Source organism: Terrimonas alba, from assembly GCF_042434975.1.
Lineage (GTDB): Bacteria > Bacteroidota > Bacteroidia > Chitinophagales > Chitinophagaceae > Terrimonas_B > Terrimonas_B alba.
Genome location: NZ_JBHMQM010000005.1, coordinates 155,475 through 171,246 on the forward strand (window position 1 = coordinate 155,475; position 15,772 = coordinate 171,246).

17 protein-coding genes are annotated in these 15,772 nt (G+C 41.4%); 13 read left to right on the plus strand and 4 right to left on the minus strand.

Translation table 11 applies throughout. The annotated features are described in order from the left end of the window. Positions 1-95 precede the first annotated feature (95 nt). From cyoE to ACFEL9_RS15615, 8 genes are all read left to right on the plus strand, one after another. On the plus strand, positions 96-1,007 hold the full coding sequence (gene cyoE / locus ACFEL9_RS15580) for a heme o synthase (RefSeq protein WP_385891858.1): 912 nt from the start codon (positions 96-98) through the stop codon (positions 1,005-1,007). A 13-nt stretch (positions 1,008-1,020) separates the two neighbouring features. Beyond that, on the plus strand, positions 1,021-1,392 hold the full coding sequence (locus ACFEL9_RS15585) for a four helix bundle protein (protein WP_385892614.1): 372 nt from the start codon (positions 1,021-1,023) through the stop codon (positions 1,390-1,392). A gap of 37 nt (positions 1,393-1,429) precedes the next feature. Next, positions 1,430-2,008 carry a cytochrome c oxidase subunit 3 gene (locus ACFEL9_RS15590; RefSeq protein ID WP_385891861.1) on the plus strand — a complete coding sequence of 193 codons (579 nt, stop codon included), beginning with the start codon at positions 1,430-1,432 and terminating at the stop codon, positions 2,006-2,008. Between the two features lie 170 nt (positions 2,009-2,178). Further along, on the plus strand, positions 2,179-3,051 hold the full coding sequence (locus tag ACFEL9_RS15595) for a cytochrome c oxidase subunit 3 (RefSeq protein WP_385891863.1): 873 nt from the start codon (positions 2,179-2,181) through the stop codon (positions 3,049-3,051). Between the two features lie 178 nt (positions 3,052-3,229). Beyond that, complete coding sequence (locus ACFEL9_RS15600) at positions 3,230-3,691, plus strand: cytochrome C oxidase subunit IV family protein (RefSeq protein ID WP_385891865.1); 462 nt, start codon at positions 3,230-3,232, stop codon at positions 3,689-3,691. A gap of 172 nt (positions 3,692-3,863) precedes the next feature. Then, a complete protein-coding gene (locus tag ACFEL9_RS15605) occupies positions 3,864-3,992 on the plus strand; it encodes a hypothetical protein (protein WP_385891867.1) in 129 nt (42 codons plus the stop codon). Between the two features lie 169 nt (positions 3,993-4,161). Then, positions 4,162-4,956, plus strand: a complete 795-nt coding sequence (locus ACFEL9_RS15610) for an SCO family protein (protein ID WP_385891870.1) — start codon at positions 4,162-4,164, stop codon at positions 4,954-4,956. Positions 4,957-4,960: 4 nt separating this feature from the next. Next, a complete protein-coding gene (locus ACFEL9_RS15615) occupies positions 4,961-5,500 on the plus strand; it encodes a DUF420 domain-containing protein (protein WP_385891872.1) in 540 nt (179 codons plus the stop codon). Positions 5,501-5,759: 259 nt separating this feature from the next. On the opposite strand, the gene ACFEL9_RS15620 is transcribed toward ACFEL9_RS15615, so the two are convergent. Next, positions 5,760-7,628: a M61 family metallopeptidase gene (locus ACFEL9_RS15620; RefSeq protein ID WP_385891874.1), complete on the minus strand. Its 1,869-nt coding sequence runs from the start codon at positions 7,626-7,628 to the stop codon at positions 5,760-5,762. Between the two features lie 394 nt (positions 7,629-8,022). Between ACFEL9_RS15620 and ACFEL9_RS15625 the strand changes: the two genes are divergently transcribed. After that, positions 8,023-9,324: an MgtC/SapB family protein gene (locus ACFEL9_RS15625; RefSeq protein ID WP_385891877.1), complete on the plus strand. Its 1,302-nt coding sequence runs from the start codon at positions 8,023-8,025 to the stop codon at positions 9,322-9,324. 197 nt (positions 9,325-9,521) lie between these two features. Here ACFEL9_RS15625 and ACFEL9_RS15630 read toward each other — a convergent pair whose 3' ends face one another. Then, positions 9,522-10,265 (minus strand): hypothetical protein, encoded by a 744-nt coding sequence (locus ACFEL9_RS15630; RefSeq protein WP_385891880.1) that lies wholly within the window; start codon positions 10,263-10,265, stop codon positions 9,522-9,524. A gap of 234 nt (positions 10,266-10,499) precedes the next feature. On the opposite strand from ACFEL9_RS15630, the gene ACFEL9_RS15635 reads away from it, so the two are divergent. Both ACFEL9_RS15635 and ACFEL9_RS15640 read left to right on the plus strand, forming a co-directional pair. Next, positions 10,500-11,402 (plus strand): sugar phosphate isomerase/epimerase family protein, encoded by a 903-nt coding sequence (locus ACFEL9_RS15635; RefSeq protein WP_385891882.1) that lies wholly within the window; start codon positions 10,500-10,502, stop codon positions 11,400-11,402. Positions 11,403-11,468: 66 nt separating this feature from the next. Continuing rightward, entirely contained in the window at positions 11,469-12,833 is a 1,365-nt protein-coding gene (locus ACFEL9_RS15640; protein ID WP_385891884.1) for an AGE family epimerase/isomerase, read from the plus strand. A 12-nt stretch (positions 12,834-12,845) separates the two neighbouring features. On the opposite strand, the gene ACFEL9_RS15645 is transcribed toward ACFEL9_RS15640, so the two are convergent. Then, complete coding sequence (locus tag ACFEL9_RS15645; RefSeq protein WP_385891886.1) at positions 12,846-13,043, minus strand: hypothetical protein; 198 nt, start codon at positions 13,041-13,043, stop codon at positions 12,846-12,848. A gap of 221 nt (positions 13,044-13,264) precedes the next feature. Here ACFEL9_RS15645 and ACFEL9_RS15650 point away from each other — a divergent pair, with 221 nt between their 5' ends. Both ACFEL9_RS15650 and ACFEL9_RS15655 read left to right on the plus strand, forming a co-directional pair. After that, positions 13,265-14,413: a serine hydrolase domain-containing protein gene (locus tag ACFEL9_RS15650; RefSeq protein WP_385891888.1), complete on the plus strand. Its 1,149-nt coding sequence runs from the start codon at positions 13,265-13,267 to the stop codon at positions 14,411-14,413. Positions 14,414-14,487: 74 nt separating this feature from the next. Beyond that, positions 14,488-15,318: an endonuclease/exonuclease/phosphatase family protein gene (locus ACFEL9_RS15655; protein ID WP_385891891.1), complete on the plus strand. Its 831-nt coding sequence runs from the start codon at positions 14,488-14,490 to the stop codon at positions 15,316-15,318. Between the two features lie 44 nt (positions 15,319-15,362). Here ACFEL9_RS15655 and ACFEL9_RS15660 read toward each other — a convergent pair whose 3' ends face one another. Beyond that, positions 15,363-15,767, minus strand: a complete 405-nt coding sequence (locus ACFEL9_RS15660; protein WP_385891893.1) for an MGMT family protein — start codon at positions 15,765-15,767, stop codon at positions 15,363-15,365. Positions 15,768-15,772: the final 5 nt, after the last annotated feature.

Below are 15,772 nucleotides of genomic sequence, written 5' to 3' on the forward strand. Positions count from 1 at the left end.
CGACTTCGCTCAGGATGTGGGATTCAAGGGACGATGACCCTTCGCAAGCTCAGGGTGGTACAGAGATGGGAACAAAAACATAAATCGCATATAATATGCGATTTAAAAAACGAAAGCGGGTGATGAACAGGATAAAAGATTATTTACAACTGGTAAAGCTTTCGTTGAGTATCATGGTGGTGTTTAGCAGTGTGATCAGTTTTATGCTAAGCAAAGGTTTTGAGGCGTATGAAGATAAATGGTTCAGGATACTCATGCTCTTTGCAGGTGGGATGTTGGTAACAGGCAGTGCCAATGCCATCAACCAGGTAGTGGAAAAAGATACGGATGCTATGATGAAGCGAACGGGCAAGAGGCCGATTGCTTCCGGCAGAATGAGTATAGAACACGGATGGGCCTTTGCGATTATCACAGGTGCTATTGGTGTTTTTATACTGGGTTATTTTTTCAACCTGTTGTCGGCCGGTTTGGCAGCGTTTAGTTTATTTCTATATGCATTTATCTATACGCCGCTAAAGAAAGTAAGCTCTATTGCTGTGTTGGTAGGAGCGGTACCCGGTGCGTTGCCTTGCCTGATTGGCTGGACTGCGGGACAAGGACAATTGTCCCTTGGAGGCTGGATCTTGTTTGGCATTCAATTTCTCTGGCAGTTCCCGCATTTCTGGGCTATAGCCTGGGTGGCGCACAAGGATTATGTAACAGCAGGGTTTAGATTGTTGCCGGCTGATAAGGGACCAACAAGGTTTACAGCATTGCAGACGATTATTTATTCGTTGCTGTTAATACCGGTAACCGTATTGCCTTTTTTGACCGGCATGTGCAGTTATGATGATGTTAAAGGAGTGATCAGCTTGTTCCTGGTAGTGCTGGCAAACCTGTTTATGTTGTTACGTTGTATAACGCTATATCAAAAAATGGATACAGCCTCGGCCAGGAAAGTGATGTTTGGAAGCTATTTGTATTTGCCGGTAGTATTGCTGGCTTTATTGATGAGCAAAATTGGGTAAATACCAAAAATAAATTACAAATTCCACGTTTGAGCATGAGCTTGAAGAACGCTGTCATGAATTTGGGAAAAGAGTGAGGAGGTTTTGCCGGAAATTAAAAATGGATGTCTGTAATATTGAAGACGTAAGACAATTAACAAGAGCTAGTGAATCTATAGGCGCAAACTATATTGAAGCGAATGAAAATGTTGGTCCCGGCGATTTAAGGTTCAGGGTAAAAATAAGCAGAAAGGAAGCAAAAAAGTCAATGCATTTTTTAGGCCTGATTGAGGTTTTTGACTTTAAAGAAGCGGAAATTGAAAGAGCAGCTTTGATAGATGAAGCGAGCCAATTAAGAAAAATATTTTCAGCGATGCTGAATAAGTTGAAGGATGGTGATAAGTGAAAAGTTCTGTGATTTGGGATTTTATTATTTGTGATTTATGATTATTGATATAGTGAGTACGCAACAAAGACAAAAAATACATCCACACAAGTTTACGCTGTGGGTGGCGATTGCCAGCATACTGATGATGTTTGCGGGATTGACCAGTGCTTTTATTGTAAAAAGCAACCTGGTAGGCTGGAGGCAGATTGACATGCCGAAAATATTTTGGGTATCAACGGCTGTGATTATATTGAGCAGCCTGATGATCCAAATGGCGCTGCGATCATTTCGCCAACGTGAAATGAGCAGCTATAGGTGGCAGATTGCTTTAACGGTTGTGCTGGGAATTGTCTTCGTGATTTGTCAGTGGTTGGGTTTTAAAGATCTTTGGGAACAACAGGGTATTAAATTGAAAGGTGTAACGGGAGCAGGCCAGTTTTTGTATGTGATATTCGGATTACATGCTTTGCACGTAGTAGGCGGAGTGATAGCTTTGACCGTATTGACAATGAAAGCATTTTTTGGAAGACTGAAAGTATATAGCTCAATACCGGTGGAAGTAGCAGCTACTTACTGGCATTTTGTAGATATACTCTGGATTTACCTGTTGGTATTTTTTCTCGTCATCGGGTAAATGAAAGTTTGATAGTTTACCGGTTCACAAGCTCAATCGTTATTGAACTTCAGAGCCGGGCAAATAATAAAAGGAATTTTTTAAAAACAGGATATAAGAAAGTTTGAATAATTGATGGAGGAAACTTCAGAAAATTGTTGAACTTTTTAACCTTTGGAACTTTAAATATTATGGAGACAACAGCTACAGCGCATCAGACAAAATGGTGGAGTGGAGGTAAAAGCCCCTTCAACCTGGAGTATGGAAAATTGATGATGTGGTATTTTTTGATGAGTGATGCGTTTACATTCGGAGCCTTCCTGATTTCGTACGGAAGTATTCGTTTCAGCCAAAACTTCTGGCCCGATCCAAACGTAGTGTTCAATGCATTTCCGGGGGCAGGGCATGCTAATTTGCCTTTGGCCTTTGTGAGTGTAATGACATTTATTTTGATCATTAGTTCGGTAACAATGGTATTGGCTGTACATGCCGGTCACAAAGGAGATAAACAAGGTGTAATAAAATGGTTGGCCTGGACCATTGTTGGTGGCTTAGCTTTCCTGGGTTGCCAGGCATGGGAGTGGCATCACTTAATTACCGGGGCACATCCAACGCTGATCGATGGTGCCATTCAGTGGGTTGGGCAAACTACTACCGTCAACCCCTGGGGTGATTTAATAGGCGCTGAACAGGTGAGTGCAGCTTTGAAAAACTCATCACAACATTCATTGGCGCTGCTGGCACATGAGCAAAATCATGCGCTGGTGCATGAGCAACTGATGGGGATGCCAAAAGAAAAGTTGATCGACATGATCAATGTATCCGAACTGCATATCCGGAAGAACGGACCGGTGGCATTCGGTGGTTACTTTTATGGAATCACAGGTTTCCATGGCTTCCACGTATTTTCTGGTGTTATCATTAATATCGTAATGTTGATCATGACACAAAAAGATGTGTTTGCAAAGAGAGGACATTACCTGATGATAGAAAAAGCTGGTCTGTACTGGCACTTTGTAGACCTGGTATGGGTATTTGTATTCCTTTGTTTTTATTTGATTTAAATCCAGGTCTCCACCGAGGCTGAGGACTTAGATGAAACCGGTTTTAGATTTGGAAGTTCTTTATAGTAATTAATTAATATTTTTTAATAGACCAATTTCATTAAAGCAGGTTATTTTCAACTTTAATGACTATTCGAAAGCTCCGCCGCGGCGGAGTTTGGGGTTAAACTTTTTGAATATGGATCAACACGCAATGTCATCTGAAATCACGATTCCGCATCAGCATCAGTCGGATGAGGAATTCAGGAAGAAGGTAAGAAAGACAACCATACTGCTGTCAGTGATCACTGTGATTGAGCTGGCAATTGGTTTAGGGATTTATACAATACACAAAGGACCTGATCCCAGTCATCTGCTGGTGTTGATGTTTAAAGGTGTAGTATGTATCCTTACGCTGGCCAAAGCTTATTATATCGTTTCTGTCTTTATGCACCTGGGTGACGAGATCAGGAACATGATCATGACCATTGTAGTGCCGCTGTTGTTATTCATCTGGTTTATCATTGCGTTTATTGTTGACGGTAACTCCTATAAAAATCTTCGCAATACATACGATAAACATTTTGAAGAATCTACAATGCCGCAGCAGCACCATGCAGAGAAGAAAGCTCCTGAAGAGGTGAAGCCCGGTAAGCAGTAAAACTTTTGTTATAAAATTTGATCGCCGGTCTTTGCAATTGCAATTCAGACCGGCGATTTTATTATGAAAGTAGCTTAAAATTTAAAAATGCTGCTATAACAATGGAGTGGCCTCAGAAAAATGGCGTTAAGAAACCGACGAAGGAGGTTCAGTGAGGCCAAAGTAAAATAATATGACCGAACTAAATTTGTTTAGTGAAGCGTTAAGCGGCGAAAATGTTGATAAGAATTTTAAAAGCAGAGACACAGAATTGCTGAATAGCGATATGCAGATCATAGTAAGCTTTTTCACCGCAGCGTAACGAAACAAATTTTAGCCATTTTTCTGCAGCCTTGATTTTTTTATTACTTTTTGCATCAAGGCAAAAAGTAAACAGAATATGCGATAGTTAAAACGATTTAATTATTAAAGACGTTGCGGGAAGTTTTATCAGGAAATAATATTAGCCATTATAGATAAATGATGTATTTGTGAACAAGAAAGCTTTATATGCATTGTTGCTGGCGGTATTGGTGCCGTTGCTCTGCTATTTTATCGTGAAAGGTTATAGTGACTCAGCCATTCATATGCCGCGTCATTACCTGGCGGATTCAATCATTACCAAAACAGAAAAAGGCAAGAAAGTTTTTGATACGGCCTGGCATAAGTTACCGGAATTTTCATTGACGAATCAACAAGGTGACACCGTTTCCTGGGCATCGTTAAAAGGAAAAGTAGTTGTAGCTGATTTTTTCTTTACGCATTGTCCTACTATTTGTCCCCGGCTTACCAGCAATATGCGTTGGTTACAGCAATCGATCAATAATTCGCAACGGGTCGGTGATAAAACACCGGACTTTCTTCATTTCCTGTCTTTTAGTATTGATCCCGAAAGAGATTCGGTACCAAGACTGAAACAATGGGCTGATCGTTTCCAGGTGAATCCTGAGCAATGGTGGTTACTAACCGGACCCAAGAAAGAAATTTATGATATGGCCATCAAGGAAATGAAGATTGGCGTGGTAGATGGCCAGGGTATTGATACCAACTTTATTCATACCGATCATTTTGTTTTGATCGATAGCAACCGCCATGTGCGGGGTTATTATCATGGGTTGGATTCGGCTTCGCTCAGGCTGTTGTCCAATGATATTATTTTACTGACGATGGAAAAAGACCCGACACGGAAAAGTTTCCTGGCGGGCAAGCTGCAACTGATCGCAGTAGTCTTTCTGATAGCGATCCTGAGTGTGGGTGTATTATTAATTATCATTCGAAAAAAATAGAACAATGCTGGTACCGGTTTGGAAGAAAAATGACCAAAAAGCTTCATGGCTGATCATCGTCTTTTCTATAATTGTTTTCGCGGCGGTTGTATTGTTGAGCCGGGTAAAATTGGAGATGAACCTTGGTTTCGATGTACATCTTTTTGCACAACTGAATGCGCTGATCAATTCGGCTGTAGCCGTTTTGCTGATCGTGGCCTTATGGGCGGTGAAAACAGGTAAGTATGAAGCGCATAAAAAAATCATGCTGACAGCAATGGTTTTATCCATTCTCTTTTTGATCAGTTATATCTGCCATCACCTGTTTGCAGGCGAAACCAAATTTGGTGGTGAAGGCACATCCAAAATGATTTACTATATCATTCTCGGCACACATATTCCATTGGCCGGTCTTATTCTTCCCTTTATTTTGTTCACTGCTTATCGCGGCCTGATCGGCGAGTATGATCGCCACAAAAAGCTGGCCCGCATCACCTGGCCCATTTGGCTGTATGTGGCTATTACTGGTGTAGCAGTGTATTTGATGATCAGTCCGTATTATTAAGGGAGGCAAATTGCCCAATAAAACAAATAGAACGGGAGCTAAAAGATGTTGGCGAATAACAAAAGGGTCCCGAAGGCCCCGTTGCGCATCATCAATTTTTAACCTTAAATATGATATTCAAACCGTTTAACGCAGGTGTTTGTAATCATTACACTATGAAGATGAATGGGAAAATACAATTTTGACTTTTTTTAAAAATTCCATCAATCTCCCCAAAAACTTCTCCCCGAACTTGATTCTGGATCCCAGTTCAGCCAACTCAAAATCCTTTTTTAGGGGACCCGCTCATCCAGGCTCCCCGCAATTTTAATTGCTCCGGTGTGGCTTGCTCATCAAATTTCAACTGGTGCAGTTTCGGTTTATCAACCATCAGGGCCGTTGCAGTTAAAGTCACCAGCTGCGGTTGCCCATTAGCTGTGTTGCGTCTCACTTCTATTTTTACGGGATCGCCCTCTTTGGTGTTGCTAAAAAATTTCTGTATCAAATTTCCCGCATTGCCAAGCGTTAAGGTTTCACCATTCAGGCTTACTACTTCATCATTCAATTGGTAACCCATTTTCTTTCCAAAGTCATCCATTGCCTTCACATCATTCACTACAATTCTTCCCAATGAATCGGCTGTAAGGCCGATACCTCCTAATGAGATGCTCCTGCTCATTTCTGTCGGAATGTATTTCACCCCTGCCAGTCCGAAATATTTTTCATAAGGAGTCGGTTCTCCTCCCTGTACATGCTTCAGTAAAAACTCTTTTATTTCGGGATAAGTCAGTTTTTCGATCTCATCAAACAATTGCTCGTCTTCAAAATATTTATCCTTGCCATATTTCACACCCAGGTCATGCTTCAGATCCCGCAAGCCATATTGATTGCCGGAAAGATGAAGTAAATAAAGATCAAGACAGGCTGAAATCAATGCACCTTTCTGGTACACATTGTTATATTGATCTGCATATCTACCAGCACTCTCCTTGCTCATCTCCGTAAAGGAAAGACTGTCGTTGTAATGGCTCCGTGAATAGCTTATCTTTTGGGCCATTGTTTCTAAAAACTTTTCAGGAGTGATCAGTCCACCCCATACCTGCACATGATGCGCATAGTACTCGGTACTTCCTTCGTAAAGCCAGAGATGTTTGGATAGCACCGTCTCATTGAAATTAAATTCCTTTACTTCTTTAGAGCTGATAGTGAGTGGTGTTACGATATGAAAAAATTCATGTGAAGAAATATCTACCCACATGCCGATACCTTCTTCCTGCGGTAGTTCAGGCACGCTGTAAAATGAAGAATAGGAATGTTCCCAGGCGCCAGCACTGCTGAGTGGTTTTTGTTCACCATTGAAATAATAGATGAAAGCATATTTATCGACTGGCAATTTGCCTTTTAAATAATCTTTTGTTGCCATTAAAAGTTTCTCCAAATGGGTTGCGATGAATTTTGACGTCACCAGCTTTTTGGGAGAATAAACAGCAATCAGTACATCGGCATTGCCCACCCTGATAGTAGTTGTATCCGGCAAAGAAAACATGATAGGTGAATCATAAAGTTCGTCTGCATTACCTGCACGAAACAGGTCGCTCGTTGCAGTGCTTGAAACAGGTTTTAACCCGGTAGCGGCATAAAAACCTTGTGGCTTGGTGAAGATAAGATCAAAAGGATTTTTTTTCATTCCGTCGAAATAGCCAAAGAGCCCGGGTGTATTGACCACAAAATTTTTACCTGCTTCGAAATTGGTACCGCACATGGTGTACACTTTGTTTTTGATCTCTGAATCCCAGGTATCTTCCACCTTGTAAGTGATACGGTTTACTTTATCAGCATTTTTAATCTCCCAGCTATTATCACCTGTATGCTTTACCGGCAATTCCGAGCCTGTTCTTGTATACGCCTTCAAGTTGTGAACGTACTTGCCATAATTGCTGTTCATATAAGTGCCCGGAACGATCTTTGGAAAATAGAACACAATATTTTTCTTCGTGATAGTTGGGGTGATTAATTCCACCGCCAACCGATCATCATCCGCCTTCGTGAGATCAACTGCATAACGATAATTATCCTGGGCGTTGATATAAGAAAAATAAAATAGACCAAAGAGCAGGATACTGAGCCTGGGAAATAGGTTTGTACTCATTGCTGAAAATTTAATAGGAACAAAGAAAGTCTTATTCAATGGATGATTATTTTAAAATCGTACAGGCGGTTTTTTTATTCAATGAACGAGCTGTTTGGTATAAATTGAAGCGTTCTGTAGCCCACGCCGCATCAACCGATTTGAGAAATATTTGCCGGCGGAACCTTTTCAATTTTTTGCCAGGCATTATTTCAGTAAAGATGCGGTATGACTGATGAGAAATGATTAGCTGTTAGAAACAGCCCATGTTTCCAATAATTTTAGTGAAAAATACGGTACGCATCAAAATGTTTCAATTTGGTGTTAAAATTGAATAAGAAGAACTTGAGGGAATTAGGCGGATAAGCTTTTGATTTATTACATTCAGGTAATTTTATAACAGCCCGTTATTGTCATGGACGACTATCTTATCAATACTGAAACATTCCAGTTAACCCAGGCTGATTTTATTATCCGGCTTTTGGTGTCTCTTGGTATCGGAGCCATTATTGGATTGGAACGGGAACGCAACGCTATGCAGGAAAAAGTGGAAGCCTTTGCCGGTATCAGAACTTTTATTTTTGTTGCACTTCTTGGCTTTATAGCAGGTATGACGTTTTACCTGCTCTCTCCATTGGTATATGCAGGTATTTTGCTGGCGGTGATTATATTGACAGGTGTATCCTATTGGATCACGGCATCCAGAGGTGATATTGGCGCCACCACCGAGTTTTCGTTGTTGGCTGTTTTTTTCCTCGGTACTTTGTCGTTGCTTGGTTTGATAGTGGCGAGCCTTGCTATTACGGTGGTGATGGTTGTATTGCTGTCTGTCAAATTGCAATTAAGGGCCATCGTCGGAAAGATCACTGCGGAAGAACTCTATGCTTTTATTCGATTTGTTGTGGTAGCATTATTGATTTTTCCTTTTCTCCCCGATCAAAATTTAGGCCCTTATAATGTGATTAATCCCCGTGAGATTGGTTGGGTAATCATCCTTACTTCCGGGTTGGGCTTTGCCGGTTATATCCTGATGCGACTCCTGGGAGCCAGCAGGGGTATACTTTTAAGCGGCATCATGGGCGGATTGGTTTCCAGCACAGCCGTAACCTGGGTCTTTGCCAAAAAAAGTAAGGAGAATGAGAACTTATCCCATAGTTGTTCGATTGCTATTTTAGCGGCTTCCTCCATTATGATCATCAGGGTGCTGGTTTGGACTTTTTTGTTTAACCGCACCTTGTTTAACAAAACTTATCTTCCCATCCTGCTTGTATTCCTGGCAGGAATCGGTATTACGCTGCTGATCTATTATACGTATCGCAAACAAAAAAGGAAAGAAAAAATAGACGCGACCATTCCTAAAACCAAACCCCTTGACTTACAGGGAGCCCTGGTATTTGGTCTTATTTATATAGTCATTTTGTTGGTAGTGAGCTATGCCAATGATCAACTTGGCGAAAAAGGAATGCTGTTATCCAGCGCTATTGCCGGCCTGTCGGATATAGACGCTATTACAATTTCTGTGTCTAAGTTAGCACATTCGAATCTTGACCTTTCCATTGCCGCCAATGCGCTCATCGTCGCTGCCATTTCCAATACATTGGTAAAAATGGGAATTGGCATTTGGGCAGGCAGCCGTAAACTGAGAAAATATCTCTATGTCGGCTACGGCGTCATTTTTATCGCGGCGCTGATTGCTCTGCTAATACAAAACAGATAGACAGGTCCGATGTGCATTTTATTCTGAATTAAAGTCATTCTAGCTTCACAAGTCGCCCTTCTTTCGCGGTCGTTACCAAAAAAAAGATGAAACAATTGCTTCATCTTTTTTATAAATGGAATGTGTAAAATAAATTCTACAGTAACACAATAGCCTTCTGAAAAATTAGTCGATTTCAATAAACAAGGGATCAAAATTTAATAATAGCGCTGAACAATACGAAATATAAAACGCTGTGGTTCGGATATTACGCCACCGGCTTCTCTTCTTTTTTTCAATGCATCAGATTTCCAGTAGGCATGAGCCTTGGCAGTATCCAGGAGAGCAGTTACCAGGGCCACCTTTTTATTATCATCGGCATCATGACCGACTACTCTGACCGCTATGCCATTCTGGTCTCTATCCTGTTTTCCTTCATCAAAACTTTTCTTCCAGGCATCCCAATCTTTAACCGTAAAAGTGGTCATCGACCGGGGAGCTGCGCCAATGACAGCCGTGTCCTGCCAGGTGGCTGTCACAAAATTAAATTGCGGTGTACCGGTGACCCCGCCTTTTTGCATCGCTTTTTTCAGGCTGGGATCTTTGGCAAAAGCTTTGGCCTTGTCTAAGTCGTCAATTTTGACAGCAACGAGTACAGTGTTGGAATCCTCCACACCCCGGCCAATGACATAACTGTGTATACCATTGGCAAGCCGCAGGGAATCATGTTCATCGTAAGAAGTTTTCCATTTGGTGAAATTAGCGACCTTATGCCGTGCGATCATCATGTTTTGCGGCGTGGTGATGATCGTATTTACTTCGGGGGGAGCAGCTGGTGTAGTGGCTTCGGTAGCCGTGGAATCGGCAGTAGTTTCTGTTTTACTGTCGCCTCCACCACAGGAGGTAAAAAACAATAGCATCGTTGAGCAGTAAAGCAAGCCGGCAAAATGTAACCGTTTCATTGATTTTATTTTTTGAAGATTAAAAAATAGAAGGGCAGGACGGTTGTTACAGGGGGTAAAGAGGTTACTAAATGTAATATTAATTAAGCTGGTTGCCGAATTTTTGTTTGATTATAAGCATCATTTTATTTCGGTGGAAAGAAAAACTTACTCCTGCATATTCTTTATTTGTCCGGCAGGGATGAACTTTTGCACCAATATTTTATTTTAAATTTATAGGGCTAAAGATTGCTAATGCAACGAAAAAAATTTTTGCAATTAGGAGGCCTGGGAGCCCTGGGTGCTGCTATCGCTCCGTCTACTCTCTTTTCGGGGTTAACAGAAGGGACCGGGCAAAAGAAACCGGCGAAGATCGCGGTGCAACTTTACTCGGTAAGAAAAGAAATAGAAAAAGATATACGGGGTACGCTCAAACGAATCGCCGATATCGGCTTTGAGGCAGTAGAAACAGCTTTTTGGCCGGATGGTGTTAGCGTACAGCAGGCCGGACAATATCTAAAAGAAGCAGGCCTGCCTGTTTGTTCTGCGCATATTGAATTGCCCATTGGTGATAAAAAAGCTGCTTTCCTGGAAACAGCGGGAGAAATGGGTTGTAAAAAAATGATCTGGCATGGTTGGCCGGAAGATATCCGTTATGGTTCGCTTGCCGGTACCAAACAATTGGTGACTGTTTATAATGATGCTAATCGTTTTGCCAAAGCGAATGGCTTGCAGTTTGGCATACACAACCATTGGTGGGAATTCCGCAATAAAGCCGGTAAACGCTTTGTTTATGAAGTGCTATTAGAAATGTTGGATAAGGATATCTTTTTTGAAATAGATACCTATTGGGTAAAAGTAGCGGGCCAGAATCCTGCAGCTATCGTGAAGAAGTTTGGGAAAAGGGCTCCAATGCTGCATATCAAAGACGGGCCTGCTGTCTGGCGGGATTCATTAGCGGATGATAATCCTGATCCAATGGTAGCGGTAGGTAAAGGGGCGCAGAATTTTCCGGCTATCGTAAAAGCAGCTGCAGGCAATACAGAGTGGATGATTGTAGAAATGGATAAGACTAATGGCAATGTATTTGATGCCTTGAAAGAAAGCTATGACTACCTTCTGAAAAATGGAATGGCAACCGGCAGGATACCGGTTTGATCCTGGTGTATAGCACCAGTGCCGAATAAGAAAATAGTAACACCTGGTGCTTAACCTCCACAATTAATGAAAGCATTTGTCTGCGTAATAAAAAACTTGCTTTTTGCTTTATTATTCGTGTCGGATGTGCAAGCCCAAAACATCCCTGCAAAAAAAGAGTTGCAGCAGGAAAGGTTACGATTGGCTGATGAAATGGAAAATTCGATTCGCAACGAACTGCTGAATAAATGGTATCCACAAAGTGTCGATAGTTTGTATGGCGGCTTTCTCAGCACTTTTACCTATAACTTTCAACCCACCGGCCCGCAGGACAAAATGATTGTGACACAGGCACGGCATGTATGGTCCAATGCCTTGGCCTCACGTTTATATCCACGGGTGGATCATTACAAAAAATGCGCAGCACAAGGTTTTGTTTTTTTAAAGAATAAAATGTGGGATAAACAACATGGTGGCTTCTATACATTGATAGATCGCAAGGGGAATTTAAAAGACAGTGGCGCAAAAACTTCCTATGGAAATGCATTTGGAATCTATGCCTCGGCAGCTTGGTACAAAGCATCAGGTGATAGCGCTGCACTTCAATTGGCAAAGGATTGCTTTCAATGGCTGGAAAAAGCACATGACCCGGTTTATAAAGGATATTACCAGGATTTACTAATTGACGGTACCCCGGTGAAGCGAACAGCATCTATGCCGTCGACCTCTTCCCTCGGTTACAAAGATCAAAACAGTTCTATTCATTTGCTGGAAGCTTTTACCGAACTCTACAGCATATCGCCAGATAAGTTATTGCAGCAGCGGTTAAGTGAAATGCTTTACCTGGTCCGTGATGTCATCACAACATCAAGAGGCAGCCTTGCTCTTTTCTTACAACCTGATTGGACACCTGTTTCTTTTGCCGATTCATCAGAATTGGTTGTGCTAAAGCATCGCAATTTGGATCATATTTCTTTTGGTCACGATGTGGAAACGGCCTACCTGATGCTGGAAGCCTCGCATGTGTTAGGATTAAAAAATGATACGACCACCATGAAAGTGGCACAGCGAATGGTCAATCATGCATTGCAAAACGGTTGGGACAATACAAGCGGCGGATTTTATGATGAGGGATATTATTTTAAAAATAAAAATGAAATAACAATCATAAAAAACAGCAAGAACTGGTGGTCGCAGGCTGAATGTCTGAATACCTTGTTACTGATGGCCGATCATTTTCCAAATGATTCCATGCAGTATTTTGAAAAATTCAGGAGACAGTGGCAATATATCAAGACATATATCATCGATCACCAGTATGGCGATTGGTATGAAGAAGGTCTTGATACAAGACCTGAAAAAAGGACAGCTTTAAAGGGACATATCTGGAAGGGCACCTATCATCATCTTCGCTCACTTTCCAATTGTGTGCAACGTTTACGAAAGCGATAATACCCAATTTTTTTAATTCTTTTTCTTTTCGTCTTCTTTATCTCTTTCTTCGTTCTCTTCCGCTTCTTCTTTGATTTTTTGAACGACGGACGAAACAGGGCCTTCCATATTATCCTGCGGATCGGTTTTATGCAAGGTTTCAGGATCAGGTTTCAGCAAAGGATCTTTTTTGTCCTTTTCTTCTTTTTTGTCTTTAGGTTGGTTAGCCATAGCAATAGTTTTATTCTGCCAGTAAAGTAGCAAATTTCAGACCGCTTAAAACAGCAATAGATTAGCCAATGACCAATGGGAGCATCATAAAGAGACCGTGGTTTTGTACAACAAACCGGAAAAATTTTCCCCTTGGCTAATTTTTTTATCGGCCCGGCTGACTTTTAAAAATTGAGGCTATTCAGTCAAACCATTTATATTTAGCCATCAATTGAATTGAAATGAGCAAAAGGTGGTTTGTACAATCTTATAGCGGGATTTTTTTTATTTTATTGATTAGTGTCGAAAGTTTTGGCCAGGCCGAAAATGCAGAAGCCTGCATCCGTGACCTGATGCAACAATCACAGGTGATGGGCCTGTCAGTCTCAGTAGTAAAGAAGAATAAGATTATATACACTCATTCATTTGGATTGAAAGACTCAGCCAGTAATGCCCCTTTAACCAACGATTGCCTGTTCAGAATTGCTTCCATCTCCAAATCTTTCTCGTCTACCTCTATTATGCAATTGGTGGAGGCAAAGAAATTGTCATTGGATGATGATATCAGCAACCTGATTGGCTTCAAGGTTAGAAATCCTAAATTTCCCGAGACGGTTATTACCTTACGAATGGTGATGTCTCATCGTTCTTCCTTCAATGATAGCCAGGGTTATTTCACCCTTGATGTTATTAACCCCAATAAAAATCCGGATTGGGCAAAATGTTATAATGATTACCAGCCAGGAACAGGTTATATGTATTGCAACCTCAATTATAACATGGTGGGAACCATTATCGAAAAAATATCCGGCGAACGGTTCGATCAGTATGTCAGGCATCATATCCTCGATCCATTGGGTTTGTATGGCGGTTATTGTGTTGACTCATTGGATAATTCCCGGTTTGCTACTATTTATGAATATAATGACTCCTTAAAAAAATTTATTGCTTCTCCTGGTGCCTATGCTCCCCGCCGTGAAGAAATCAATAATTATGTGATGGGTTATAGTACGCCAATCTTTTCGCCTACCGGAGGATTGAAAATCTCAGCACATGACCTGGCGGGGTATATGATCATGCATATGAAGCAGGGTCGTCACAAAGGGAAAAGGATCATTTCAAAAAAGAGTGCCCGGCAAATGCAAGCACCGGTTGCCGAAAAAGAGGGATATGGTCTTGCTATTTCTACTACTGACAAATTGATTCCCGGCAAAACGATGAAAGGCCACACCGGCTCGGCCTATGGTCTTTTCAGCGCCATGTTTTTTCATCCAAAAGAAAAGTTTGGGATCGTTGTTATCTCCAATGGTTGCCACCCTGCCTATAACAATGGATTCAATGCGGTAATAAGTAACTCCGTTAACTGCCTTTACGAAAGTTTTATCCGGTAATTCATTTTTCGCAGCCATTTTTTGTTCAATCTGTAATAGCTAAATTGCTAATCGTCTCTCAAAGATTGACTAATATGAAAAAAATATTTGTTTGCCTGCTCAGCTTTTGTCTTATGCTTGGGTTATCAGCCCAGACAATCATTACCGGTACCTTTAATTTACGTTACGATACTCCCAGAGACACTGGAAATCTTTGGAAGGACCGTGCACCCATAGCCGCCGCGTTAATTCGGTTTCACGAATTTGATATTGTGGGTACACAGGAAGGCTTGAAGAATCAGCTGGAGGATTTACAAAAAGCCTTGCCAGAATATGCTTATTATGGCATCGGCCGCGATGATGGAAAATCAAAAGGCGAACATTCTGCCATTTTTTATAAGAAAGAAAAATACAATGTGATTGCTAGCGGCGATTTCTGGCTGTCTGAGCACCCGGAAAAACCAGGTTGGGGTTGGGATGCCAAACATAACCGTATCTGCTCCTGGGTAAAGTTTAAAGAAAAGAAAGGGAAGAAAGCATTTTATGTATTCAATGTCCACTATGATCACCAGGGTGTGCAGGCAAGAATTGAAAGCAGTAAACTAATCATGCAGAAGATCCAACAAATAGCCGGCAAAAACCCGGTGATCTTTACCGGTGATTTCAATGGCAATCATCAAAGCGAGTGGTACAACTTTATCAATAAAAGCGGCTGGCTAAAAGATGCGTTGTTTGAGGTGCCCCATCCTTATATGAACAATGGAAGTTTTAATAGCTTCAAAGTAAATAATCCATCCAAAGATATCATCGATCATGTGTTTATATCGAAGGATTTCCAGGTAAAGCGGTATGGCATTCTAACCGATACTTATCATGGCAAATTTCCGTCTGATCATTTCCCGGTATTAGTAGAATTGAAATGGTAGAAAACAAGTGGCGCCGGCTTTGATTAGTCGGTTACTTTGTTTTATTAAAAGTCCAGGTCTGTTGCCGGGTTCCAAAACAGCTTTTCAAAATCAACGATCTTATCATTCTTCACTTTTATTCCTTCCTTGTTCAATAGTTTTTCCATGGCATCGGGATTACCAAAATGATGTTTACCACTCAACATCCCCAGCCTGTTTACCACCCGGTGAGCCGGAACTTTTGGTTTCACTCTACCGGCGCCATTCATGGCCCAGCCCACCATTCGTGCCGATAGTTTGATGCCGGCATAATTAGCAATAGCGCCATAGGAGGTAACTCTTCCTTTCGGAATAAGCCTTGCTATATCATAGACCATTTCAAAAAATGAATCCGCATTTTTTTTGACAGGAGGCTTTTTCTTTGCGGCAGATTTCTTGATGACCTTCTTTGCGGGGATTTTCTTTTTCATATGTG